The organism is Paraburkholderia sp. C35, assembly GCF_003121405.1.
GTDB lineage: Bacteria > Pseudomonadota > Gammaproteobacteria > Burkholderiales > Burkholderiaceae > Paraburkholderia.
The window spans coordinates 125,976-148,635 of the sequence record NZ_QBUY01000010.1; the positions used below are offsets into that span (position 1 = coordinate 125,976).

The 22,660-nt window shown below is 61.7% G+C and carries 21 protein-coding genes and 1 pseudogene; 14 read left to right on the forward strand and 8 right to left on the reverse strand.

The window, feature by feature from the left end; genetic code table 11:
• Nucleotides 1-22 precede the first annotated feature (22 nt).
• The 3 genes from DK391_RS09545 to DK391_RS44250 all read right to left on the reverse strand — a co-directional run bounded on the left by DK391_RS09545 (nucleotide 23) and on the right by DK391_RS44250 (nucleotide 3,380).
• Nucleotides 23-1,708, reverse strand: a complete 1,686-nt coding sequence (locus tag DK391_RS09545) for an ATP-dependent DNA ligase (RefSeq protein ID WP_109477763.1) — start codon at nucleotides 1,706-1,708, stop codon at nucleotides 23-25.
• Nucleotides 1,705-2,790: a ligase-associated DNA damage response exonuclease gene (locus tag DK391_RS09550; protein WP_109477764.1), complete on the reverse strand. Its 1,086-nt coding sequence runs from the start codon at nucleotides 2,788-2,790 to the stop codon at nucleotides 1,705-1,707. Before DK391_RS09550 ends, DK391_RS09545 begins: the two co-directional genes overlap by 4 nt.
• A 182-nt stretch (nucleotides 2,791-2,972) precedes the next feature.
• The gene (locus DK391_RS44250; RefSeq protein WP_162600763.1) at nucleotides 2,973-3,380 is read right to left on the reverse strand and encodes a hypothetical protein; all 408 of its coding nucleotides are present in this window, start codon (nucleotides 3,378-3,380) and stop codon (nucleotides 2,973-2,975) included.
• 225 nt (nucleotides 3,381-3,605) lie between these two features.
• Between DK391_RS44250 and katE the strand changes: the two genes are divergently transcribed.
• A complete protein-coding gene (gene katE, locus DK391_RS09560) occupies nucleotides 3,606-5,747 on the forward strand; it encodes a catalase HPII (protein WP_275426814.1) in 2,142 nt (713 codons plus the stop codon).
• 82 nt (nucleotides 5,748-5,829) lie between these two features.
• On the opposite strand, the gene DK391_RS09565 is transcribed toward katE, so the two are convergent.
• Entirely contained in the window at nucleotides 5,830-6,177 is a 348-nt protein-coding gene (locus tag DK391_RS09565; protein ID WP_109477788.1) for a DUF3564 family protein, read from the reverse strand.
• Nucleotides 6,178-6,509: 332 nt separating this feature from the next.
• Between DK391_RS09565 and DK391_RS09570 the strand changes: the two are divergent.
• The 10 genes and pseudogenes from DK391_RS09570 (at nucleotide 6,510) to DK391_RS09615 (ending at nucleotide 16,253) form a co-directional block, all read left to right on the forward strand.
• Nucleotides 6,510-7,475 (forward strand): annotated as a pseudogene (locus DK391_RS09570) (LysR family transcriptional regulator).
• 194 nt (nucleotides 7,476-7,669) lie between these two features.
• A complete protein-coding gene (locus DK391_RS09575) occupies nucleotides 7,670-8,161 on the forward strand; it encodes a hydroxyquinol 1,2-dioxygenase (RefSeq protein ID WP_109477767.1) in 492 nt (163 codons plus the stop codon).
• 33 nt (nucleotides 8,162-8,194) lie between these two features.
• Nucleotides 8,195-9,190 (forward strand): hydroxyquinol 1,2-dioxygenase, encoded by a 996-nt coding sequence (locus DK391_RS09580; RefSeq protein ID WP_109477768.1) that lies wholly within the window; start codon nucleotides 8,195-8,197, stop codon nucleotides 9,188-9,190.
• A gap of 90 nt (nucleotides 9,191-9,280) precedes the next feature.
• Complete coding sequence (locus DK391_RS09585; protein ID WP_109477769.1) at nucleotides 9,281-10,744, forward strand: aldehyde dehydrogenase family protein; 1,464 nt, start codon at nucleotides 9,281-9,283, stop codon at nucleotides 10,742-10,744.
• A gap of 23 nt (nucleotides 10,745-10,767) precedes the next feature.
• Nucleotides 10,768-11,826 carry a maleylacetate reductase gene (locus tag DK391_RS09590; RefSeq protein ID WP_109477770.1) on the forward strand — a complete coding sequence of 353 codons (1,059 nt, stop codon included), beginning with the start codon at nucleotides 10,768-10,770 and terminating at the stop codon, nucleotides 11,824-11,826.
• Nucleotides 11,827-11,885: 59 nt separating this feature from the next.
• Complete coding sequence (locus DK391_RS09595; RefSeq protein ID WP_109477789.1) at nucleotides 11,886-12,776, forward strand: intradiol ring-cleavage dioxygenase; 891 nt, start codon at nucleotides 11,886-11,888, stop codon at nucleotides 12,774-12,776.
• Entirely contained in the window at nucleotides 12,773-13,129 is a 357-nt protein-coding gene (locus DK391_RS09600; protein ID WP_109477771.1) for a Rieske 2Fe-2S domain-containing protein, read from the forward strand. The genes DK391_RS09595 and DK391_RS09600 overlap by 4 nt, the downstream gene beginning before the upstream one ends.
• 86 nt (nucleotides 13,130-13,215) lie before the next feature.
• On the forward strand, nucleotides 13,216-14,163 hold the full coding sequence (locus DK391_RS09605) for an ABC transporter ATP-binding protein (RefSeq protein ID WP_109477790.1): 948 nt from the start codon (nucleotides 13,216-13,218) through the stop codon (nucleotides 14,161-14,163).
• Nucleotides 14,160-14,921, forward strand: a complete 762-nt coding sequence (locus DK391_RS09610) for an ABC transporter permease (RefSeq protein ID WP_109477772.1) — start codon at nucleotides 14,160-14,162, stop codon at nucleotides 14,919-14,921. Before DK391_RS09605 ends, DK391_RS09610 begins: the two co-directional genes overlap by 4 nt.
• Nucleotides 14,922-15,026: 105 nt before the next feature.
• Nucleotides 15,027-16,253 carry a sensor histidine kinase gene (locus DK391_RS09615; RefSeq protein ID WP_109477773.1) on the forward strand — a complete coding sequence of 409 codons (1,227 nt, stop codon included), beginning with the start codon at nucleotides 15,027-15,029 and terminating at the stop codon, nucleotides 16,251-16,253.
• Between the two features lie 718 nt (nucleotides 16,254-16,971).
• Here DK391_RS09615 and DK391_RS09620 read toward each other — a convergent pair.
• Nucleotides 16,972-17,097 (reverse strand): oxalate:formate antiporter, encoded by a 126-nt coding sequence (locus DK391_RS09620; RefSeq protein WP_109477774.1) that lies wholly within the window; start codon nucleotides 17,095-17,097, stop codon nucleotides 16,972-16,974.
• A gap of 18 nt (nucleotides 17,098-17,115) precedes the next feature.
• On the reverse strand, nucleotides 17,116-18,519 hold the full coding sequence (locus tag DK391_RS09625) for an OFA family MFS transporter (RefSeq protein WP_109477775.1): 1,404 nt from the start codon (nucleotides 18,517-18,519) through the stop codon (nucleotides 17,116-17,118).
• A gap of 613 nt (nucleotides 18,520-19,132) precedes the next feature.
• On the opposite strand from DK391_RS09625, the gene DK391_RS09630 reads away from it, so the two are divergent.
• Nucleotides 19,133-19,348, forward strand: a complete 216-nt coding sequence (locus DK391_RS09630) for a hypothetical protein (protein ID WP_109477776.1) — start codon at nucleotides 19,133-19,135, stop codon at nucleotides 19,346-19,348.
• A 3-nt stretch (nucleotides 19,349-19,351) separates the two neighbouring features.
• Complete coding sequence (locus DK391_RS09635) at nucleotides 19,352-20,053, forward strand: GntR family transcriptional regulator (RefSeq protein ID WP_109477777.1); 702 nt, start codon at nucleotides 19,352-19,354, stop codon at nucleotides 20,051-20,053.
• 63 nt (nucleotides 20,054-20,116) lie between these two features.
• Here the strand turns inward: DK391_RS09635 and sucD are convergent, their stop codons facing one another.
• Nucleotides 20,117-20,992 (reverse strand): succinate--CoA ligase subunit alpha, encoded by an 876-nt coding sequence (gene sucD / locus DK391_RS09640; protein WP_109477778.1) that lies wholly within the window; start codon nucleotides 20,990-20,992, stop codon nucleotides 20,117-20,119.
• Between the two features lies 1 nt (nucleotide 20,993).
• A complete protein-coding gene (gene sucC / locus DK391_RS09645; protein ID WP_109477779.1) occupies nucleotides 20,994-22,205 on the reverse strand; it encodes an ADP-forming succinate--CoA ligase subunit beta in 1,212 nt (403 codons plus the stop codon).
• A gap of 305 nt (nucleotides 22,206-22,510) precedes the next feature.
• On the opposite strand from sucC, the gene DK391_RS09650 reads away from it, so the two are divergent.
• On the forward strand, nucleotides 22,511-22,660 hold a 150-nt coding region (locus DK391_RS09650; protein ID WP_204117325.1), incomplete at its 3' end, for a CoA transferase.

Sequence of the window (22,660 nt, forward strand, 5' to 3'; positions counted from 1 at the left end):
GCTGCTAAACGGCGCTTTTCCACTAGCTCACGCGTTCGCGTTCGTCGATAAAGCCTTTGAGCATGGCAAGCGTGTCGGCGTCGTCGATATGTTTGTCGGTGCGCCAGCGCAGCATGCGTGGAAAGCGCACGGCGACGCCCGATTTGTGCCGCGGACTCGCCTGAATGCCTTCAAAACCGATTTCGAACACGAGTGTCGGCGTGACGCTGCGCACGGGACCGAATTTCTCGATCGTGGTCTTGCGCACGACGGCATCGACTTCGCGCATTTCTTCATCGGTGAGACCGGAATAGGCCTTGGCGAAGGGCACGAGCGTGCGCACGCCGTCGGCTTCGTCCCACACGGCGAAGGTGAAATCCGTGTAGAGGCTCGCGCGTCTGCCGTGGCCGCGTTGCGCGTAGATCAGCACGGCATCGACGGCATAGGGGTCGATCTTCCATTTCCACCAGGTGCCCGACGCCTTGGTGCGTCCCACGCCATACGCAGAGTCGCGCTCTTTCAGCATCAGACCTTCGACACCGCGCGCGCGACTTTCGTCGCGCAACGCGGCGAGTGCGCTCCAGTCGCGCGCCTCGACGAGTGGCGACACGCGCAGCAGATCGCTCGCGAGCGTCCCCGCGAGACTCGCACCGAGCGCATCGAGCCGTGCACGGCGGGCGTGCAGCGGCTGCATGCGCAGGTCGTTGCCATTCGCTTCGAGCATGTCGTAGGCGAGAAACGTGGCGGGCGATTCGGCGAGCACGCGTTTCGTCAGCGATTTGCGCGTGATGCGCGGCTGCAAACGCGCGAATGGCAATGGCGCAGGCGCGCCGGGTTCCCACGCGAGAATCTCGCCATCGATCACGCTGCCGTCGGCCAGCGCTTCGCCCAGCGCGACGACTTCCGGAAAGCGATCCGTGATCAGGTCCTCGCCGCGCGACCAGACCCACACGCGGCCCTCGCGTTTCACCACTTGCGCACGGATGCCGTCCCACTTCCATTCGGCGAACCATGATGCTGGATCGCCGAGCGTCGCGGGATCGGCCTGCAGCGGATGCGCGAGAAAGAACGGATACGGCAGGCCGAGTTCGCTTTCGTGACGGACGGCTTCGTGTGTGTCGGCTGCATCGCCCGAAGGCGCGGGCGCGATCAGGCGCAGATAGCGCGCGGCGTCGGGCGGCTGGCTCGAATCGGTCCAACCGACCATGCGCTGCGCGATCAGCTTGTGATCGACGCCCGCTACATCGGCGAGTGCGCGCACCACGAGTTGCCGCGCCACGCCAACACGAAAGCCGCCGCCGATCAGCTTCGTGAACAGAAAGCGGCCGCTCCAGTCCAGTTCATCCCAATACGCGATAAGCCGCTCGCGCAGCACTTCCGGCGACGCGCCGCGCAGCGTCAGGATGCGTTCCTCGATCCATTGCGTGAGGCCGAGCTCCGAGGTGCGCGCAGCGGGCGGCAACACGTGTGCAATGGTTTCGGCGAGATCGCCGACAGCCTGATACGACTCGTCGAACAGCCACTCGGGCAGACCCGCACGCGGGCGGGCGATCTCGGTGAGCAGGCGCGTCGGCACCGCCTGGCGCGGCTTGCCGCCCGCGAGGAAATACGAGGCCCACGCGGCATCTTCGGGCGGCGCGGCGTGGAAATAGGTGATCAGCGCATCGAGCTTGTCGCGCGTCGAGGTGGTCGCGTCGAGCGCGGTGTAGAGCGTGGCGAAGCGCTTCATGATGCTTCGGGCGAGGGTGAGGGCGCATCGCCGGCTTCGGCCGCAGGCTCGCTTTCGTTGGCTGCTGCTGCATCTGCCTCGATGGCGTCGTCGCCATACTCCGTGGCGAACGCGCCTGCTTCGAGGCCTTGCTCGCGCAGCCAGCGCACCAGGGGCTCGACCTGGCCATGCGTGACGATCACGCGCTGCGCGCCCGTCGCTGCAATGGCCGTTTGCAGGCTCGGCCAGTCGGCGTGATCGGACAGCACGAAGCCGCGATCGACGCCGCGTCGCCGCCGTGTGCCGCGCAGACGCATCCAGCCCGACGCAAACGCATCGCTATAGTCGCCGAAGCGGCGCAGCCATGCGCTGCCTTGCGCAGAAGGCGGCGCGATGATGAGTGCCTGTTTGAAGGCATCCTTGTTCTTCGCGGGAATCTCGCTGACGAGCCGAACAGGCGGCAACGCGACACCCGCCGCGCGATACGCGCGATTTAGCGGCTCGACGGCGCCATGACAGAAGATCGGCCCGATGCCCGCATCGATGCCAGCGAGAATATGCTGCGCCTTGCCGAACGCATAGCAGAACAGCACCGAAGCGCGGCCCGTCGCCGCGTTGTGTCGCCACCAGCTGTCGATACCGTCGAACACCGTTTGCGGCGCGTCCCAGCGATAGATGGGAAGCCCGAAGGTCGATTCGGTGATGAAGGTGTCGCAGCGCACGGGTTCGAATGGCGTGCAGGTGGGATCGGGATCGAGCTTGTAGTCACCGGATGCGACCCACACTTCGCCGCGATATTCGACGCGCACCTGCGCCGAACCGAGCACATGTCCCGCCGGATGCAGCGATACGTCGACACCGTTGATGGCCATGCGCTCGCCGTAGCGCAGCGTCTGCAGCGCGATGCCGGGCAGGCGCGATTGCAGTACGAGCGCGCCCGGTTCGGCAGCGAGATAGCGCTGATGCCCGAAGCGTGCGTGATCGGCATGGGCATGCGTGATCACCGCGCGTTCGACGGGGCGCCACGGATCGATATGAAAATCGCCCGGCGGACAGTACAGGCCTTCGGGGCGCGCGACGATCAGGTCTGTCTGTTGACTCAAGGCTGTCTCCGGGGTTGTTTCCGCGAGCGACGAGGCCGCGTGCGCGGGCAATGGCCTGTGCTTCCATGGACCTCGGCAGCGCGTTGGAAGTTCATCGAATGCAAGATGCCCCGGCGTCGCGATGACGCCGGGGCATCGGCAGGCGAGCGGTTGTTACAACCAGGCCGTTGGGCTCGATGCCATTACTGGCCGCCCTTGTTCATGCCATTCGTGCCCGGCTGCATGGTGCCATTCTGCATGGAGCCCGCGCTGTTCGGTGTCGAGCCCGTGCCTGTACCGGCGCCGCCGCCCGTTGCCGTGGTACCCGGCGAGCCGTAGCCGCTGTCGTTCGTGGTGCCGCGCTGCATGCGGTTCACGCCCGCGCCTGGCGTCGCGACACCGCCTGCACCACCCGCGTTCCCACCGCCCGCGCCGACGCCGTTGCCGGCCGCGCCGCCGCCCGCGCCATTCCCGCCACCGGCAGCGCCAGCCCCTGCGCCGCCAGCCGCACCGCCTCCCGCACCCGCGCCGCCTGCACCTTGTGCATAGACACCGCCGGACAGAGCCATCACGAGCGCAGTAGCCAGTACCTTCTTCATCGTGCTTTTCATGGTCGAACCTCCACAGATGGTTGATCGTCACGAGCCGCGCTTGACGGCCCGTCCGTGCGTTCTTTAGCGCAAACCCTGTGCCGCACGGTTTGCGCAGCCGACTCACGGTGATTCACTTTCGGGATTCTGTGCACGCGCGCCAGGAACAGTGCTTGCGCGATCGTATGAACGAGTCATGCGCATACGCCGGATGTCGTCGCGCGCAATGCTCAGACAGGCAGCTTCATGCAAACAGGTTCGAGAAAAAGGAGTCCCCAGATGGCAAGCAAGCAGCGCAATTCGTCGTCCTCCGCGCAGAAGGAAAAGGACGACCTCAAGTCGAAAGATCTCGAAGGCAATCGCGTGCGTCCGCAGAACGAAGCGCTACGCACGAATCAGGGTGTGAAAATCGCCGATAACCAGAACACGCTGCGCGCGGGTGCGCGTGGTCCGTCGTTGCTGGAAGACTTCATCATGCGTGAAAAGATCACGCACTTCGACCATGAGCGCATTCCCGAGCGCATCGTGCATGCGCGCGGTTCGGCGGCGCATGGCGTGTTTCAGGTGTACGAGCCGATGGCCGAATACACGAAAGCAGCCTTTTTACAGGATCCTTCGGTGCAGACGCCGGTGTACGTGCGCTTCTCCACGGTGCAGGGTCCGCGTGGTTCCGCCGACACCGTGCGCGACGTGCGCGGCTTCGCGACGAAGTTCTACACGTCGGAGGGCAATTACGATCTGGTCGGCAACAACATGCCCGTGTTCTTCATTCAGGATGCGATCAAGTTTCCCGACTTCGTGCATGCCGTCAAGCCCGAAGCGCCGAATGAAATGCCCACAGGCGGCTCGGCGCACGACACCTTCTGGGATTTCGTGTCGCTCGTACCCGAGTCCGCGCATATGGTGTTGTGGACGATGTCGGACCGCGCGATTCCGCGCAGCCTGCGCACCATGGAAGGCTTCGGCATTCACACGTTCCGCTTCATCAATGCGAAGGGCGTGATGCGTCTCGTGAAGCTGCATTGGCGGCCCGTGCTCGGTTCGTATTCGCTGCTATGGGACGAGGCGCAGAAGATTGCGGGCAAGGATCCCGATTTCCACCGGCGCGATCTGTGGGAAGCAATCGAGCACGGCGATTATCCGGAATTCGAACTCGGTGTGCAGATCATCGAAGCGAAGGATGAAGATGCATTCGGCTTCGATCTGCTCGATCCCACCAAGCTGATTCCCGAGGAAATCGTGCCGGTGAAGATCATCGGCAAGATGACGTTGAACCGCAATCCGGACAACTTCTTTGCTGAAACCGAGCAGGTTGCGTTTCATCCGGGGCATGTCGTGCCGGGCATCGATTTCACTAACGACCCGCTGTTACAGGGGCGTTTGTTCTCGTACACGGACACGCAGATCAGCCGTCTGGGCGGACCGAATTTTCATGAGATCCCCATCAACCGGCCGGTCAGCCCGTATGTGAACAACCAGCGCGACGGCATGCACCGGCAGACAATCAATGTCGGCCAGGCTTCCTACGAGCCCAACTCGGTGAGCGACGCATGGCCAAAGGAAACCGATCCCGCTGCCAAGGATGGCGGCTTCGAGAGTTATGCCGAGCCGATGGAAGGCACGAAGATACGCGTGCGCAGCGAATCGTTCGCCGATCACTTCTCGCAGGCCGCGTTGTTCTATCAGAGCATGAGCGATGTTGAGAAAGAACATATCGCGCTCGCTTATCAGTTCGAGCTTGGCAAGGTGACTAAGCCCGAGATACGCGCGCGCGTGGTCAACGAGATTCTCGCCAACTTCGACGCGGAGCTCGCGGCCACCGTAGCCGAAGGACTTGGGTTGCCGAAGCCAGCGAAGGGCGCGCGTGCGGCGGGCAAGCAGAAGCCTTCACCTGCGTTGAGCCTGTTGAACCGTGTGGTGCCGGGCATCAGGACGCGCAAGATCGCCGTGCTCGCCGCGCCAGGCAGCGACAGCGCGGCGATCAAAAGCGTGCAGGCCGCGCTGAAGTCCGAGGGCGCGATGCCGTTGCTGGTCGCGCCGACGCTGGCACCCATTGATGGCATTCACCCCGACGCAACGATTTCCGGCATGCCGTCGATCATGTTCGATGGCGTGGTAATCGTGGGCGGCGAAGCAGGGGCGAAGGCACTCGCGCAATCGGGCGATGCACGCCACTTCGTGCTCGAAGCGTTCCGGCATCTGAAAGCGATTGCGGCGCTCGGCGCGGGCAAGGATGTGCTGAGCGCGGCACATCTGCCTGACAAGGCCGATGGCGTGTCGATCGGCGGCGACGGTAAGGCCGACGCCGCGCTGAAGTCATTTATCGAAACGGTGGGCCAGCATCGTGTGTGGTCGCGTCGGGAGATGGCGGAGACGGTGCCTGCCTGATTTAAGCGCTCGCTGTGCGTGCGATGAAACGCCGTTGCTGCGGTTACGCAGCCACGGCGTTTTTGCGTGACGAAGGAAAAAGCTAGCGACGCGTGGAAGGTGACGCGTCGCGCTCGACGGCCTGCAAGCGCCAGAATCCCGCGACAGGATCGTTGCGCGAATGCGAGATCCACGTTGCCTGTCCCTGCGCCGACGTCATGTTGCCGTGCCGGTCGACACGCACGCCATACAGCGTGACGAGCGGCTGCTCGCTTCCGCGCGCGCACAGCGACATGACGTGTCCGTCCTCGCGCATCTCGCCCGAAGAAGGCAGTTCGACACCACGACGATCTTGCGACGTCCACGCGTGGCCGATCGTGTCCAGCCACAACACCGCGTAGTCGTGGTTGCTGGTTGGATCGGATGTGTTGATCAGGATCGACAGACGCATGCAGCCTCCATGTTCATTGCTTGCGAACGCAGCGCGCGACGGCAATCGCGCGTTCTTTCGCTTCATCAGACAAACATCAAGCAACGGATGTTCCACGTAGTGGGATAACGCCGCGTGTGCGGCCCACCAACGACTAGCCACAAAGCGCGAAGTGTTGCGCCGCACATCCATCTGTACAAACTGCAGGGCAGCGTTGGCGTTTTTACGCGGCATCGCCGATTCACCGTGCATCGCGATACCGCGCACGAAAAAAACGTACACTCGGCATATATCGCGAATACAGCCTTCCTCGTGCAGCGCAACAAGGAACGGCAGATTACTGAGGGGACAACATGGATCTGTTCATGTCGATGGAGGCGTTCGTGCGGGCCGCCGAGGCGCAGAGCTTTGCGAGCGCCGCGCGCCAGCTGGGCGTGGCGAAATCCGTCGTCACGTCGCGCGTGAAGCAGCTCGAAGAGCACTTCGGCGTGCCGCTGTTTCATCGTTCGACGCGTGCCGTGCGTCTGTCTGAAGTGGGCGAGACGTACTACCGTGAGTGCGCCGAACTGGTCAACAAGGTCCACGATCTGTCGGGACGCTCCGCCGCGCAACACGAATCGCTATCGGGCACGCTCAATGTCCATGTGCTGCCGGGTTTTGCGCTCGGTCATTTCTCGCGCGCGCTGATCGAGTTCCGTGAAGCGCACCCGCGTATCGAGTTCGTCGTGACGGTCAATGATCGCGTGATCGACCCTGTGCAGGAGGGCTTCGATCTCGCCTTGCAGATCTATCCGCCTGCGTCGAACCTGCTGGTCGAGCGGCGGCTCTTTCCCGTGCGCGGCGTGCTGTGTGCCGCGCCCAACTACCTGAAGGAAGAGCCGGTGATCGAAACGCCGCTCGATCTGCTGCGGCATGATTTTGCGCGCTACTCGTACTATCCGTGGGGCGACAAGTGGCCGCTGATGAAAGGCAACGAGTGCTTTGAAATCGCGCTGAATCCGGTGCTGAAAACCAATAGCGTGCATCTGTTGCTCGAATTCGCGCGGGCCGGTGCGGGCGTCGTCTAGCTGCCGACGATGGTTGCCGCCGCCGATCTGCTCGAACGCCGTCTGGAGCGCGTGCTGCCCGATTACGCGGCGCCGCCGTTGTGGCTGTCGGCTGTATATCCGGCGTCGCATCGCTCGACTGCGAAGGTGAAAGCATTCGTCGATTTCCTGCGCGACCGCTATCTGCGCGAGCCGCAGTGGGACAAGGCGCTCGGCATCGCGCCCGATGACGAAGAGGCGAAGAGCGTCGGTGAAGAACTTGCCGACCAGTGACCCTGAAACGGCCCGCCCGTAAAAGCTTGAATGCCCATACCAGGTAATTCCCCTGGGGTGTTTTGCCCGCACCCACCGTTCTGATTTGCCGACCCTCGGATCATTGCTGTTGCGCCTCTCGGCACTTACTCTTGCGTCCATGGCATCACGCAAGACGAAGCCGACAGAATCAACGGAGATCCACGGAGGCAGACATGCAACAAACCTGGTTAGCGAGTCTCGACAACTACCGCAAAGGTTCGATCGAGATCATCAACGGCAAGCCCGAACACTATGCAATGTCCAACGTGTTCGAAGTAGCGAGCCATGCCGCGCCGTACGAGAAGATCGTCGTCGGCAAGAACCTCAAGTATGTGATCGAAACGCTGCGTGCAGAAGGCGCGTCGCCGTGGTTCACGGCATCGCACGACGAGTTCTGCGTCGTGATGGATGGCGAGATCGACGTGCACTTCATCAAGCCTTCCGACGGTCCGCTCGTCGATGCGCAAACGGAAGGCAGCGTGCGTCTGGATGGCACGCCGTCGGGCAAGAGCATGGGTTTCGTGCGGCTGCGCCGTGGCCATCAGGCGCTGCTGCCCGCAGGTGCTGCGTATCGCTTCGAGACTGCAGGAAAAGGCGTGCTGCTCGTGCAGACCATTCTGGGCCGCTATTCGGTCGAGAAGTGGCAAGACATCTGCATTCAGTAACGCATCGCGCACAACCTTTTTCTGGAGTGGATCATGAGCACAGTCAACACGCTGCAAAACATCCGCGCGAGCGAGCCGGATGCTGCTACGGGTTATCGCACGTTTGCGCTCGGCGATTTCGAGTTTTCACGCGACGCCTATTTCGTCACGCTCAAGTGGCCCGCCAAAGGCCAGCAGCGCTCGCATCAGATGCATGCCGACGACTTCCTGCGCGCCATGATGCGCGATGTCGCATGGGGCTTCTTCTACGGCTGGGTGAATTTCGACGAAGTGATCGGCACGCGCAATCACTACGGCAAGGTGGACATGTATGCCGGTGCGTATAACGCAGCGTTCCGCGATGCAGGCGTCGATCATACGCAGCAGTTCGATACGCCCGTCATCATGGCGACGTTCAAGGCGATCCTGAAGGACTGGGTCAACGAAGGCTTCGATCCGTTTGCCGCGCCCGAAGAAACAGGTTCCGCATTCGGCGCCAAGCATGGCGACAACATCGCGGCAATCGAACGCACGCGTATTGCAACCAGGCGCATGCCCGGCCTCGAAGGCGATTCGCCGCTGCGCGACGATTTCCCCATCAACCGTCAGTTCGCCGATGTCACGCAGGACGAACCCGAGATTCACGCCGCACCCGGTTTCGAAAAGGAACTGCATGCGTTCAGCCTGTTCAAGTATCTGTCGCGCTCGGATGTGACGTGGAATCCGTCGGTGACGTCGGTGTGCAAGCAGAGCCTTTTTTGCCCGACCACGGAAGAGTTCGTGCTGCCCGTGTTTCATGGCAACGATCGCGTCGTGTGGTTCCTGCAACTGTCGGATCAGATCATCTGGGATGTCGCGGATAAAGACACAGGCGAGCCGCGTGCGCGCATCACGATGAACGCCGGCGACATCGCCGCGATGCCTGCCGACATTCGTCACAAGGGCTACTCGCAGAAGCGCTCGATGCTGCTGGTGTGGGAGAACGCCACGCCCGACTTGCCGAAGCGCTACGAGAGCGGCGAACTTCCGCCGTATCCGATCCAGTTCTAAACGATCCTCTTGCGTGCCTCGCGGGACGGTGCCGAAACATGCGCGCCGCGGGGACGCTCACGCCCAAACGTTCTAGCGAGCAGGACTGACATGCAAACGCAACTCTTTATCGATGGCCGCTTCGTGCCTTCGCTTTCAGGCGAAACACTCGCGACGCTCAACCCTCACGACAACTCGGTGATCGCCGACATTGCGATGGCCGGCCATGCCGATGTCGATCGTGCAGTGGCTGCGGCGAAAGCCGCATTCCCCGCATGGAGCAAAATGGCGGGCGCCGAGCGCGGCCGTCTGCTGCTGAAACTCGCCGATGCGATCGAAGCGAATGCAGACCGTCTTGCACGGCTCGAATCGATGGACACGGGACATCCGATCCGCGACACGCGCAACCTCGATGTGCCGCGCACGGCGGCCACGTTCCGCTATTTCGGCGGCATGGCCGACAAGTTCGAAGGCTCGGTGATTCCCGTCGAGCAGGGCTTTCTGAACTATCTGACGCGCGAGCCGGTTGGCATCGTCGGGCAGGTGGTGCCGTGGAATTTCCCGCTGATGTTCACCAGCTGGAAAATGGCGCCCGCGCTCGCGGCAGGCAATTGCGTGATCATGAAGCCCGCCGAACTCACGCCGCTCTCCAGTCTCGCGATTGCGGAACTGATGGCCGAAGTGGGTTTTCCTGCGGGCGTGGTCAACATTCTGCCGGGGCTTGGGCATGTGGCGGGTCAATACATTGCCGAGCATCCCGAGATCGGTAAGGTGGCGTTCACCGGGTCGACAGCGGTGGGCCGCAAGATCGTGCAGGCTTCGAGCGGTAATCTGAAGAAGGTGCAACTCGAACTGGGCGGCAAGGGCGCAAATGTTGTGTTTGCCGATGCGAATATCGATGCCGTCGTGCAAGGCTCGGCGTTCGGCATCTTCCACAACCAGGGGCAGGCGTGCATCGCGGCGTCGCGGATGATCGTGCATGAATCCGTTGCAGATGAAGTGCTGGAGAAATTCGTCGCGCTGGCGCGTTCGATCCGTATCGGCGATCCGCTCGATCCGTCCACAGAAATGGGGCCGCTCACCTCGCGTCAGCATCGCGACCGTGTGCTGTCCTATGTCGATGTCGCGCGTGAGCAGGGCGGGCGCGTGCTGTCTGGCGGCAAGTCGCCGGATAACGCGGCACTTGCCAATGGCTGCTATGTCGAGCCGACCATCGTCGAAGCGAAGCCGACGGATCGCGTCTCGCAGGAAGAAGTGTTCGGCCCGTTCATGACGGTCACGACATTCCGCACCGACGAAGAAGCACTCGCGATTGCCAACGGCACGGAATACGGTCTTGGCGCAGGCCTCTGGACACGCGACCTGCAACGCGCGCATCTGATCGCGCGCGAGATTCATAGCGGCATGGTGTGGGTCAACTGCTACAAGCGCGTGAGTCCGGGGTCGCCGTTCGGTGGTGTCGGCGCGAGCGGCTATGGACGTGAAATGGGCTTCGAAGCGATGCGCGAGTACACTCAGGCGAAGTCGGTGTGGATCAATGTCGATGCGCAGATTCCGCCTTATTTTCCGCGTTGAAACCGTGCAGGAAGCTTAAGCTCATGGAACCGTTCGTCTATCAGGGCTTGCCTTCGCGCGTGGTGTTCGGCGCGGGCAGCCTGGATCATCTGGGCCGCGAGATCGAACTGCTCGGCGCGCAGCGGGCGATCGTGCTGTCCACGCCGCAGCAGCTCGAGCAGGCCGAGCAACTGGCGGAACGCATCGGGCCGCGCGCGGCAGGCGTGTATGCGGAAGCAGTGATGCACGTGCCGGTGGAAACGGCGCGTGCGGCGCGCGAATACGCGGCGAGCGTCGGCGCCGATTGCGCCATTGCCATCGGCGGCGGCTCGACCACAGGACTCGGCAAGGCGATCGCGCTCGAAACGTCGCTGCCCATCATCGCGATTCCGACGACGTATGCCGGCTCGGAGATGACGCCCATCTACGGTCTCACGGAAGCCGGCGTGAAGAAGACGGGCCGCGATCTGCGCGTGTTGCCGAAGACGGTGATCTACGATCCCGTGTTGACCGTGTCGCTGCCGCCGGCGCTTTCGCTGACGAGCGGCATCAATGCGATTGCGCACGCCGCGGAAGGACTCTATGCGCAGGACGCGAACCCCATCATGAGCCTGATGGCGGAAGATGGGATACGCGCGCTGGGCGAAGGCTTGCCGCATGTAATGAAGTCGCCGGACGATCTCGACGCGCGCAGTGCATGTCTGTATGGCGCATGGCTGTGCGGCGTGGTGTTGGGCAGCGTGGGCATGTCGCTGCATCACAAGCTGTGTCATACGCTGGGCGGTACGTTCAATCTGCCGCATGCCGAGACACATACGATCGTATTGCCGCATGCGCTCGCGTACAACCGCGCCGTGGCGCCGCAGGCGATGCAGCGTATCGCCCGTGCGCTGCACGCCGACGACGCGCCGCAAGCAGTGTTCGATCTGGCGCGCAACAACGGCGCGCCCACGGCATTGAAGGATATTGGCATGAAGGAAACGGATATCGACATCGCGCTGGATCTCGCGTTGAAGAGTCCTTACTGGAATCCGCGCGCGGTGGAACGCGAGCCGTTGCGCGCGCTGCTGCAGAACGCGTACGAAGGTCGCAGGCCCGCATGACATCGCGACACTTCGAAGTCGCCAGCAACACAACCAGCGCCACAGAGCGTGAGGACATCATGAGCGAGACAACCGCAAACCCCGCAGTCCATCCCATCACCGATACCGTGCTCGCCACGTTGTCGGGCTGCACCGACCCGCGCCTGAAAGAGATCATGACGGCGTTGATCAAACACGTCCATGCGTTTGCCGAGGAAGTGCAACTGACGGGCGACGAATGGCGACGCGGCATCGAGTTCCTCACGCAGACGGGCAAGAAGTGCGATGGCATTCGTCAGGAATTCATCCTGCTGTCGGACACGCTCGGCCTGTCGATCATGCTCGACGCGATCCATCGCCGTGATGACGTGACGGAGTCGGCGGCCACGGAGAACAGCCTGCTCGGGCCGTTCTATCGCGAAGGCGCACACGACGAAGCGTTCGGCGCGAACATTGCCCGCACGGAAGGCGAGCCGGCGCTGTTTCGCGGCAGGCTTGTCGATGAAGCGGGCAAGCCTGTGCCGAACGCGCTGATCGAAGTGTGGGAAACGGCCAATAACGGCATGTACGAGGGCCAGGACCCGGACCAGCCTGAGAGCAATTTGCGCGGGCGTTTCCGCTCGGGGCCGAATGGTGAGTACGCGTTCCGCTCGATCAAGCCGACGCCATATCCGATTCCGACGGATGGCCCCGTCGGTCAGATGCTGCTCGCGGTCGGCCGTCATCCGATGCGGCCCGCACACGTGCATTTCCTGATTCAGGCGCCGGGCTACGACACGGTCACCACGGCCCTGTTCAGTGCCGATGATCCGTACGTCGAATCGGATGCTGTATTCGGCGTGAAGGCTTCGCTTGTGGTCGAGTACGTGACGAACGAGAGCCAGGCGGACGCGAAAGAATGGGATCTGCCGAGTCCGTTCTTCGACGTGCAGCGCGATTTCGTGCTGACGCGCGCAGACGGAGCGGCATGATGATGACGGCAACCGTATTGTGTCCGCTCGATGACATCCCCGATGGCGGCGCGAAGCAGGTCGAGCCTGCGGGCGAGGCAGAGGGTGAGGCGGCGATCGTCGTGCTGCGGCGCGGCGAACAGGCGTGGGCTTATCGTAATGTTTGCCCGCACTTCTCGATTCCTCTCAACTATGAGCCGGACACTTTCTGGACCTACGAAGGCGAGCATCTGATGTGCGCGCACCATAGCGCGATGTTCCGCTTCGAAGATGGCGTATGCGTCGACGGGCCGTGTCTGGGCACGGCGTTGACGCGGGTGCCCGTGCACGTCGAGGGCCGTCAGGTGACGGCAGGCGACGAGGACGGCGTTTGACAATTCAGCGGCCGCGAGCGGCGCTGGAACGTCAAATCGGGCAGAGTAACGGCGTGGCCAGCCCGTATCTGCTATCGTTCGCGGTTATGCAACCCATCATCTCGGTTTCGAATCTTTCGAAGACGTACGCATCGGGTTTCCAGGCTCTGAAGCGTATCGATCTCTCCATTCGCCAAGGCGAAATTTTTGCGTTGCTCGGGCCGAATGGCGCGGGCAAGACCACGCTTATCAGCATCATCTGCGGGATCGTTAACGCGACGGAAGGCACAGTCGAGGTGGATGGCAAGGACATCCGCAATGACTACCGCGCTGCACGCTCGCTGATCGGGCTGGTGCCGCAAGAACTGACCACCGATGCGTTCGAAACCGTCTGGGCGACGGTCTCATTCAGCCGGGGATTGTTCGGCAAGCCGAAGAACCCCGCCTACATCGAACAGGTGTTGCGCGATCTCTCGCTATGGGAAAAGCGCAATAGCCGCATCATTCAACTTTCTGGCGGCATGAAGCGGCGCGTGCTGATCGCCAAGGCGCTGTCGCACGAACCGCGCATCCTGTTTCTCGATGAGCCGACCGCAGGCGTCGATGTCGAGTTGCGCCGCGACATGTGGAAGCTGGTGCGCTCGCTGAGCGCGAACGGCGTGACCATCATCCTGACCACGCATTACATCGACGAAGCCGAGGAGATGGCCGACCGCATTGGCGTGATCAATGGCGGCCAGATCATGCTCGTCGAAGACAAAGTGGAACTGATGCGCAAGCTCGGCAAGAAGCAGTTGACGCTGCAACTCGAAACGCCGCTCGCCAGCATTCCGGCATCGCTCGCGGGCTATGGGCTGGAACTGACGAACGAGAATGGCGAACTGACCTACACGTACGACGCCGAACGCGAGAAGAGCAGCAGCATCGTCGCGCTGCTCAATGATCTCAGTGCAGCGGGCATCCGTTTCAAGGATCTGCACACCACGCAAAGCTCGCTCGAAGACATCTTCGTGAGTCTCGTGCACAAGCAACAACAAGAGGAGAGCGTGCGATGAACATCTATGCCATTCGCGCGATCTACCGTTTCGAAATGGCGCGCACGGGGCGCACGCTGATGCAGAGCGTGATTGCGCCCGTTATTTCCACCTCGCTGTACTTCATCGTGTTCGGCTCGGCGATCGGCTCGCGCATTCGCGAAGTGGAAGGGATCAGCTACGGTTCGTTCATCGTGCCGGGCCTGATCATGCTGTCGCTGCTGTCGCAGAGTATTTCGAATGCGTCGTTCGGTATTTATTTCCCGCGCTTCACGGGGACGATCTACGAACTGCTGTCCGCGCCCGTGTCGTATCTGGAGATCGTGATCAGCTATGTCGGCGCGGCCGCGACCAAATCGATCATTCTCGGTCTGATCATTCTTGCCACGGCGGGACTGTTCGTGCCGCTGCAGATCCAGCATCCCGTGTGGATGCTCGCGTTTCTCGTCCTCACGGCGATCACGTTCAGTTTGCTGGGCTTCATCATCGGCATCTGGGCGGATAACTTCGAGAAGCTGCAACTGGTGCCGCTGCTGATCATCACACCGCTGACGTTTCTCGGCGGCAGCTTCTATTCGGTCGCGATGCTGCCGCCTGCGTGGAAAGTGGTCACGCTGTTCAACCCGATCGTCTATCTGGTCAGCGGGTTTCGCTGGAGCTTTTTCGGGCTGGCGGACGTGAGCGTGGGAATCAGCCTTGGGATGACGGCGCTGTTTCTTTGCGTGTTCCTTGCGATCATCGCGTGGATCTTCAAAACGGGCTATCGCCTCAAGTCGTAGTACGATGAACGCGTTGGCGCGAAGCCGACATGGGGAGGTCTGTGGCGCGGCGCGCCGCAGATTCGATATCGCAACGACGCTTTCAGCGAGGCGCGCGCGACAACCATGGCCACGACGCAATCACGACCGCTCTCCGCATTTGCCGAGCACATCCGCAGCAATGAGGTCGAACTTACCGAACGCTGGCTCAAAGCGGTATTCAACGATGTCGAGCTGACCGAACCGGATCGTCTGACGAACGAGCAACTGACGGACCACGTGCCCGACATCCTCGATTCGATGTGCAGCGCGATCAAGCAGCAGGACCTCGAAGAACTCGAGCCCGAAATCGAGCGCAAGGCGAAACTGCACGGCAAGATGCGCTGGAAGCAGGGCTACCGGATCGACGAACTCGTGCGCGAGCTCGATCTGTTCCGCCAGGTGCTGATGGGTGCCGTCGTGCAGTACGCGGAATCCCATCCCAGCTTCACGCGGCGCCACGAAGAACTGGCGCGCTATTTCATCGATGAAGCCGTCAGCTTTGTCACGCTGACGTCGATCCGCGAAGTGGTCACCGAGCGCGACCGCAAGATCGACGAGTACACGGGGCGGCTGGAGCGCGCCAATCACGAACTGTTGCTCAAGCAGAAGCTGGTCGGCGAACTGTACGAATCGCGCATGCAGATCACGCGCAGCGTCGTGCACGATCTGCGCAATTTCCTGAATGTATTTTCGATGGCGTTGCAGCTGGTTGCGCGCGCGCCTTCGAAGACCGAGGCTGCACTCGCGCTTGCGAACCGGCAGGCGGCGGACATGAAGGTGCTGGTCGATGAACTGGTCGAATATTCGGTCGTGCTCGGCGATACGAATCAGGCGACGGTCGAAACGGTCGATCTGCACGCGCTGTTCGATGAGCTGGTCGCATCGTGTGGGCCGGCGATTCGCGAGAAAGGCCTCAAGCTGAATGCATCGTTCGATGGCGAGCTTGCGTCTGTCCAGTCGAACCGTCTCAAGCTCAAGCAGATCGCCATCAATCTGCTGACGAATGCCGCGAAGTACACGAAGGCGGGTGAGGTCACGCTGGAGATGCGTACCCATGGCAACGACGCCTGGTGTTTGCGGGTGTCGGATACGGGCGTGGGGATTGGGGTGTCCGATCGCGATCGCGTTTTTAAGGAGTTCGAGCGGGCTAATGACGATGATGTGCCTGGCGCGGGGCTGGGACTTGCTATCGTTAAGGAGCTGTCGCGGATGCTGGATGGGGCGTTGAGGTTTGATTCCCAGCTGGGCGTGGGGACGACTTTTGAAATTACGTTTCCTTTGCGGTTGGAGGGCGGCGAGTCCGCCGTGTAGTTGGTGTTTTGTTTCGCTGGCATCCGCTTTTTGTTAGTGGTGCTTCTTGCGTTGCCCCTGTGCGGGGCGGCACCTACTTTTCTTTGCAGCGGCAAAGAAAAGTAGGCAAAAGAAAGCCGCTCACACCGATCCGCTTGACCCTTGCCTGCGGGCCCCCAACAGCCCCGTCCTGTTCGCGGCATCACTACGCTTGATGCCCGCTGCCAGCGCTCTTTACAGGCGCCTCACCCACTCCAATCACCCGTAGTGAAGCAAGCGGTAGCGAACTGTCATTGCAGCCCAGGTGGCAAACGGTGTGTAGGTTGTCGCGCCTGATGCGTCGGCGATCCTACGAGACACACCGCCTTTGCTTTTCAGTCCGGAGTGATGCGCATACGCCGCGACGGCCGACACACCGTTTGCCACCTGGGCGGCCTGAACCGAACTGGTAAGGTGTGCTGTGACGCGGGAGTTTGAAGTGGGTGATGCGCTCATTCAGAGCGTTGGCAGCGGGCATCGAGAAGATCGATGCCGCTGACAGGACGGGGCCGTTGGGGGCCCGCAGGCAAGAAGAAGTGTTGGCGGTGTTAGCCCGCTTTCTTTTGCCTACTTTTCTTTGCGGCGGCAAAGAAAAGTAGGTGCCGCCCCGCACAGGGGCAACGCTAGCAGACCACTAACATCAAGCGGATGCCAGCGAAAGCAAAACCAAAACCAAACCAAAACCAAACCACAAAAAAACCTAATTAAAAAGCTTAACCGCCTGCAACAGCGTATTCACCACACCCCACGTCAGTGGAACGAGCACATACAACCAGAACACGGCGAGCAGCCCCTTATTCGTCGGATGAGCATTTTGCGTCGACATTGTGATTCTCCTTAGACCTTACTTGCCCGACGCAAGCTGCGCGTCCGTCATGTGATGCTTCTCGTGCACGCGCTTGACGAGCAGATTGCACACAAAGCCGATCACGAGCAGCACCGTCATGATGTGCACCGTCATCGTGTACGCATCGGCTTTAGCAACGCCGTTGGCAACCTGATACGCACGGATGTAATTCACCAGCACGGGACCCGCGACACCTGCTGCCGCCCACGCCGTCAGCAAACGCCCGTGAATGCCGCCGACAAACGCCGTACCGAACATGTCGGCAAGATAGGCGGGCACAGTGGCGAAGCCACCGCCGTACATCGACAGGATCACGCAGTAGCACAGCACGAACAGCGCGATGTTCCCCGTCGACGCAAACGTCGGCACCAGCCAGTACAGCACGGCGCCCAGCGCGAAGAAGATGAAGTACGTGTTCTTGCGGCCCACATAATCCGATGCCGACGCCCACACGAAACGGCCACCCATGTTGAAGAGCGACAGCAGACCGACGAAGCCCGCAGCTGCCGCGGCGCTCACCGTGTCCTTGAAGCTCTCCTGAATCATCACGGACGCCTGGCCGAGAATGCCGATACCCGCCGTCACGTTCAGGAACAACACCAGCCAGATCAGATAGAACTGCGGCGTCTTCAGCGCTTCATCGATATGCACGTGGTTGCGCGTGATCATCTTCGTCGTCGTGGTCGCGGGCGGCGTCCAGCCGGCCGGCTTCCAGTCTGCCGGCGGCACGCGGATCGCCAGTGCGCCGATCGACATCGAAATAAAGTACGCAATGCCCAGCACGATGAAGGTCTCAGCCACGCCGATACTCGTCGCGCTCTTGAAGTGGTTCATCAGCGCCACTGACAGCGGGGCAGCGATCATCGCGCCGCCGCCGAAGCCCATGATCGCCATGCCCGTCGCCATGCCGCGGCGGTCCGGGAACCAGCGGATCAGCGTCGACACAGGCGACACATAGCCAAGGCCCAGCCCGATGCCGCCAAGCACGCCATAGCCGAGATACAGCAGCACGATCTGGTGCATCCACACGCCGAGCGCCGACACCAGGAAACCGCCGCCGAAGCAGCATGCCGCCGTGAACATCGTGCGGCGCGGGCCGACTTTTTCGAGCCACTTGCCGGCAAACGCCGCCGACAGGCCAAGGCAGACGATCGCCAGCGAGAAGATCCAGCCGAGCGTGGTCAGCGACCAGTCGTCCGGCGCGGACTGCGTGATGCCGATGACTTTGGTGAGCGGCCCGTTGAACACGGAGAACGCATAGGCCTGACCGATACACAGATGCACGGCGAGGGCGGCAGGCGGCACCATCCAGCGTGAAAAGCCAGCTTGGGCGACGGTTGCCTGTTTTGAAAAGAAGGATGGCCGGCTGGCGTTGCTGCCCGGCTCAGTAATGCTGCTCATGGTCGGTCTCCGATGAGGCTAAACGTCTGTTATCGGTTGCAATTGCCAAAACTTAAGGTTTGAAAGTTTCCAGACATATGCTGGGCTGCAACATATTCGGAAACATGCGAACGATCGGCTGTTTCGGCAATTGGCGAGACGATAGGTGCACGCGACCTACTTGGCAATATGAGAATTAAAAGCATATGGAATACGCTGTGACCGTTGTGCATAGCGGGATACAGCGATTTCAAGCGACATGAGGCCGCAGGTGACCGCGTGACGCACTGCTGGCGCAGATTCATTTCCGGGCGGAATCGGTCCGAGTGCCGTTTAGTGACGGTAATTGTTGCGAAAGCACATGGAAAGGCTGGGCGAAGCATTTTTGGAACCCGCTCTCATGCTCGTTTTGGTGTTGACGGCGGGTTCCAGAAGTACAGTTCTGGTCGGATGAGAAAAGTACAGTGATGGCTGGAAGCAAGCGCTGTCGCGGCCCGGCGGCCTTGCGTGCTACGTTCCGACTGTTGCATCTGCTGAACAACTGTATCTGATATACCACATACAAGATACTTGATTTTTTCCGCGACGCAGCATATGATTGAGTCATCCAATCACTCAATGACCGGAGCATCAAATGGATTTCGTGTCGCTTGCACTGTTTGCCGTCGCTGTCGTGGGCCTGGGTTCGGCCGCTACCGTGCTGCTCACGCGCTGGATTCCGCAGCATGTCGCTGAGCTGGCATCGAAGCACGGCCGTTATGTCGGTCTCGAAGCCGCCACGGTGCGTGAAGCCACGCCGTACCGCGCGCGTGTCGAAGCGGCCATGAACGCGGTCGGCTCGTCGAACTAAGCAGTGTCCACACCCGCACTGAACCTTCCTCTGGCGCTGCAGCCCATCGGCAACAGCGCCAGCCTCCGCGATCAGGCCTACGTGATGTTGCGTCAGGCCATCGCGGACGCCGACATTTACGCGTCACCCGATGAAATCCGTCTCGATGAGCGCGCCTTGAGCGAATCGCTCGGCGTGAGCCGCACGCCTGTGCGCGAGGCGATGACGCTGCTGGAGCAGGAAGGTTTTCTGCGCATGGTGCCGCGGCGCGGCATCTATATCGTGCGCAAGAGCAAGCGCGAGATCGTCGAGATGATCCAGATGTGGGCCGCGCTGGAAAGCATGGCCGCGCGTCTCGCCACGCTGCACGCTTCGGACGAAGAGATTGCGCGCCTGCGTCACATGTTCGACCAGTTCCGCGATTCGACGCCGGCTGAGCATATCGCCGAGTACTCGGATGCGAACATTGCGTTCCATCAGGCTATCGTCGAGCTGTCGAAGTCGCAGATCATTCTCGACACGATCAAGAACATCTTCATCCACGTGCGTGCGATCCGGCGTATGACCATTTCGCAGAGCGACCGTGCGTCGCGTTCGATCGTCGATCACCTGCGCATTATCGAAGCGCTGGAAAAGCGCGACACCGAACTGGCCGAGCGGCTGGTGCGCGATCACTCGCTTGGACTGGCGGCGTTCGTCGAAGCGAATTGCGATTTTCTCGATTGAGCGTGTTGTAAGTGACTGGATGAGAGGCCAGCGGAACTGCAAAGTCCGCTGGCCTTTTTCACATCAGCCGCGCATCGCGCGCAGCATCGTTTCACCCAGCGCCGCTGGCGACTGCGCGACATGAATGCCCGCCGAGCGCATTGCGTCGATCTTCGCGCCCGCCGTGCCTTTGCCGCCCGAAATGATGGCGCCCGCGTGACCCATCCGGCGTCCCGGCGGCGCGCTGGTTCCGGCGATAAACCCGACCACCGGTTTCTTCGCGCCGGAATCCTTCAGGAACTGGGCGGCAGCTTCTTCAGCCGACCCGCCGATTTCGCCGATCATGATGATGCCTTCGGTGTCGTCGTCGGCGAGGAACATCTCCAGGCAATCGATGAAGTTCGTGCCGTTGACTGGATCGCCGCCGATGCCGATGCACGTCGTTTGCCCAAGCCCTGCTGCCGTGGTCTGCGCGACGGCTTCATAAGTCAGCGTGCCCGAGCGCGACACCACGCCGATTTTCCCCTGCAAATGAATGTGTCCCGGCATGATGCCGATCTTGCACTGGCCCGGCGTGATGACGCCGGGACAATTCGGCCCGATCAGACGCGTCGCCGATCCGGCAAGCGCGCGCTTCACGCGCACCATGTCGATCACGGGAATGCCTTCCGTGATACAGACCACGAGAGGGATTTCGGCATCGACGGCTTCGAGAATCGCGTCGGCGGCCATCGGCGGGGGCACGTAGATCACGGACGCGTTTGCGCCGGTTGCGTCGACGGCATCGGCGACCGTGTCGAATACGGGCAGGCCGAGATGCGTCGTGCCGCCCTTGCCGGGCGTGACGCCGCCGACCATCTGCGTGCCGTAGGCGAGCGCCTGCTCCGAGTGAAACGTCCCTTGCGAGCCGGTAAAGCCCTGGCAGATCACTTTCGTGTTTCGATCGATCAGTACGGCCATGTCAGTTTGCCTCCGTCGCGTTGCTTTCCTTGACCGCGGCGACGACCTTGCTGGCCGCGTCGGCGAGATGATCGGCCGAGAGAATCGGCAGACCCGAGTCGCGCAGAATCTGCTTGCCGAGTTCGACGTTGGTCCCTTCCAGCCGCACGACGAGCGGCACGCGCAGATCGACCTCGCGCGCGGCACTGACGACGCCTTCCGCGATCACATCGCAGCGCATGATGCCGCCGAAGATGTTGACCAGAATCCCTTCCACTTTCGGATCGCGCAGAATCAGCCGGAATGCGGTCGCGACACGCTCTTTGGTTGCGCCGCCGCCGACGTCGAGGAAATTCGCCGGCTCGCCGCCATAGAGCTTGATGATGTCCATCGTCGCCATCGCGAGGCCCGCGCCGTTCACCATGCAGCCGATGTTGCCGTCGAGCGTCACGTAATTGAGGCCGTGTTTGGCGGCTTCGAGTTCGGCGGCGTCTTCTTCGGCTTCGTCGCGCAGTGCTTCGACGGACGGGTGCCGGAAGAGGGCGTTATCGTCGAAATTGATTTTCGCGTCGAGCGCGATCACGTCGCCTTGCTGCGTCACGACCAGCGGATTGATCTCGACAATCGACGCGTCCAGTTCGACGAACGCGCGATACGCGTTGGCGATGAACTGCGTCGCGGCTTTGACCTGCTTGCCCGTCAGCCCGAGGCCGAACGCGATCTGGCGCGCGTGGAACGGTTGCAGGCCCGTGGCGGGATCGATGGCGACCTTGAGGATTTTCTCGGGCGTATGTGCGGCAACTTCCTCGATCTCCATGCCGCCTTCCGTCGATGCCATCACCGTGATGCGCGACGTGCTGCGGTCGATCAGCATGCCGAGATACAGTTCGCGTTCGATCGCGCAGCCTTCCTCGATATAGACGCGCTTCACTTCGCGCCCGGCCGGCCCCGTCTGTTTCGTGACGAGCACGTGCGACAGCATCTGCGTCGCGCTCAAGCCGACGTCGCTGACCGACTTGACGACGCGCACGCCACCTTTGCCGTGCGGATCATCCGTAAAACGGCCCGCGCCGCGCCCGCCGGCATGAATCTGCGATTTCACGACCCACACTGAACCACCGAGCGACAATGCCGCGTCCTCCGCCTCTTGCGGCGTGAACGCGACGCGCCCGTTCGGCACGGCCACGCCATAACCCTTCAGCAGGTCCTTCGCCTGATATTCGTGAATATTCACCTGTCTCCTCACTGGATGAGATTTGACGCGCGGCATCGTCAAATCAGGGCGGTCGGCTCAAAGTTGAAATATGGTATGTGATATATCAACGATGCTCAAGCAGAGAAATGGATCGGGGTTTTCCCTTTGTGAAGTGACTTCTTAATGCGTAATTTGGCCTGCGGGCCTTGTCACGCAAGACTTTGAGGCATTTGAAACGCATTTTGCTTACGTAGTGAAAGCGCTTGCGGCGTTTTGATATATCACATACCGTATAGAACACGGACGATCGAAAAAAGAGCGTCAAGTGCTCGAAGGGAGACAGCATGGGCAAGGCACTCGACGGTGTGCGCATTCTCGATTTCACCCACGTGCAATCGGGGCCGACCTGCACGCAGCTGCTGGCGTGGTTCGGCGCGGACGTGATCAAGGTGGAGCGCGCGGGCGCGGGCGACATCACGCGCGAACAGCTGCGC

Coding starts and splice junctions, on each gene's coding strand:
- DK391_RS09595 (WP_109477789.1), top strand. CDS start 11,886: ATGAGCGAGACAACCGCAAACCCCGCAGTCCATCCCATCACCGATACC.
- katE (WP_275426814.1), top strand. CDS start 3,606: ATGCAAACAGGTTCGAGAAAAAGGAGTCCCCAGATGGCAAGCAAGCAG.
- DK391_RS09580 (WP_109477768.1), top strand. CDS start 8,195: ATGAGCACAGTCAACACGCTGCAAAACATCCGCGCGAGCGAGCCGGAT.
- DK391_RS09575 (WP_109477767.1), top strand. CDS start 7,670: ATGCAACAAACCTGGTTAGCGAGTCTCGACAACTACCGCAAAGGTTCG.
- DK391_RS09585 (WP_109477769.1), top strand. CDS start 9,281: ATGCAAACGCAACTCTTTATCGATGGCCGCTTCGTGCCTTCGCTTTCA.
- DK391_RS09610 (WP_109477772.1), top strand. CDS start 14,160: ATGAACATCTATGCCATTCGCGCGATCTACCGTTTCGAAATGGCGCGC.
- DK391_RS09615 (WP_109477773.1), top strand. CDS start 15,027: ATGGCCACGACGCAATCACGACCGCTCTCCGCATTTGCCGAGCACATC.
- DK391_RS09620 (WP_109477774.1), bottom strand. CDS start 17,097: ATGTCGACGCAAAATGCTCATCCGACGAATAAGGGGCTGCTCGCCGTG.
- DK391_RS09605 (WP_109477790.1), top strand. CDS start 13,216: ATGCAACCCATCATCTCGGTTTCGAATCTTTCGAAGACGTACGCATCG.
- DK391_RS44250 (WP_162600763.1), bottom strand. CDS start 3,380: ATGAAAAGCACGATGAAGAAGGTACTGGCTACTGCGCTCGTGATGGCT.
- DK391_RS09630 (WP_109477776.1), top strand. CDS start 19,133: ATGGATTTCGTGTCGCTTGCACTGTTTGCCGTCGCTGTCGTGGGCCTG.
- sucD (WP_109477778.1), bottom strand. CDS start 20,992: ATGGCCGTACTGATCGATCGAAACACGAAAGTGATCTGCCAGGGCTTT.
- DK391_RS09600 (WP_109477771.1), top strand. CDS start 12,773: ATGATGATGACGGCAACCGTATTGTGTCCGCTCGATGACATCCCCGAT.
- DK391_RS09590 (WP_109477770.1), top strand. CDS start 10,768: ATGGAACCGTTCGTCTATCAGGGCTTGCCTTCGCGCGTGGTGTTCGGC.
- DK391_RS09545 (WP_109477763.1), bottom strand. CDS start 1,708: ATGAAGCGCTTCGCCACGCTCTACACCGCGCTCGACGCGACCACCTCG.
- DK391_RS09625 (WP_109477775.1), bottom strand. CDS start 18,519: ATGAGCAGCATTACTGAGCCGGGCAGCAACGCCAGCCGGCCATCCTTC.
- DK391_RS09565 (WP_109477788.1), bottom strand. CDS start 6,177: ATGCGTCTGTCGATCCTGATCAACACATCCGATCCAACCAGCAACCAC.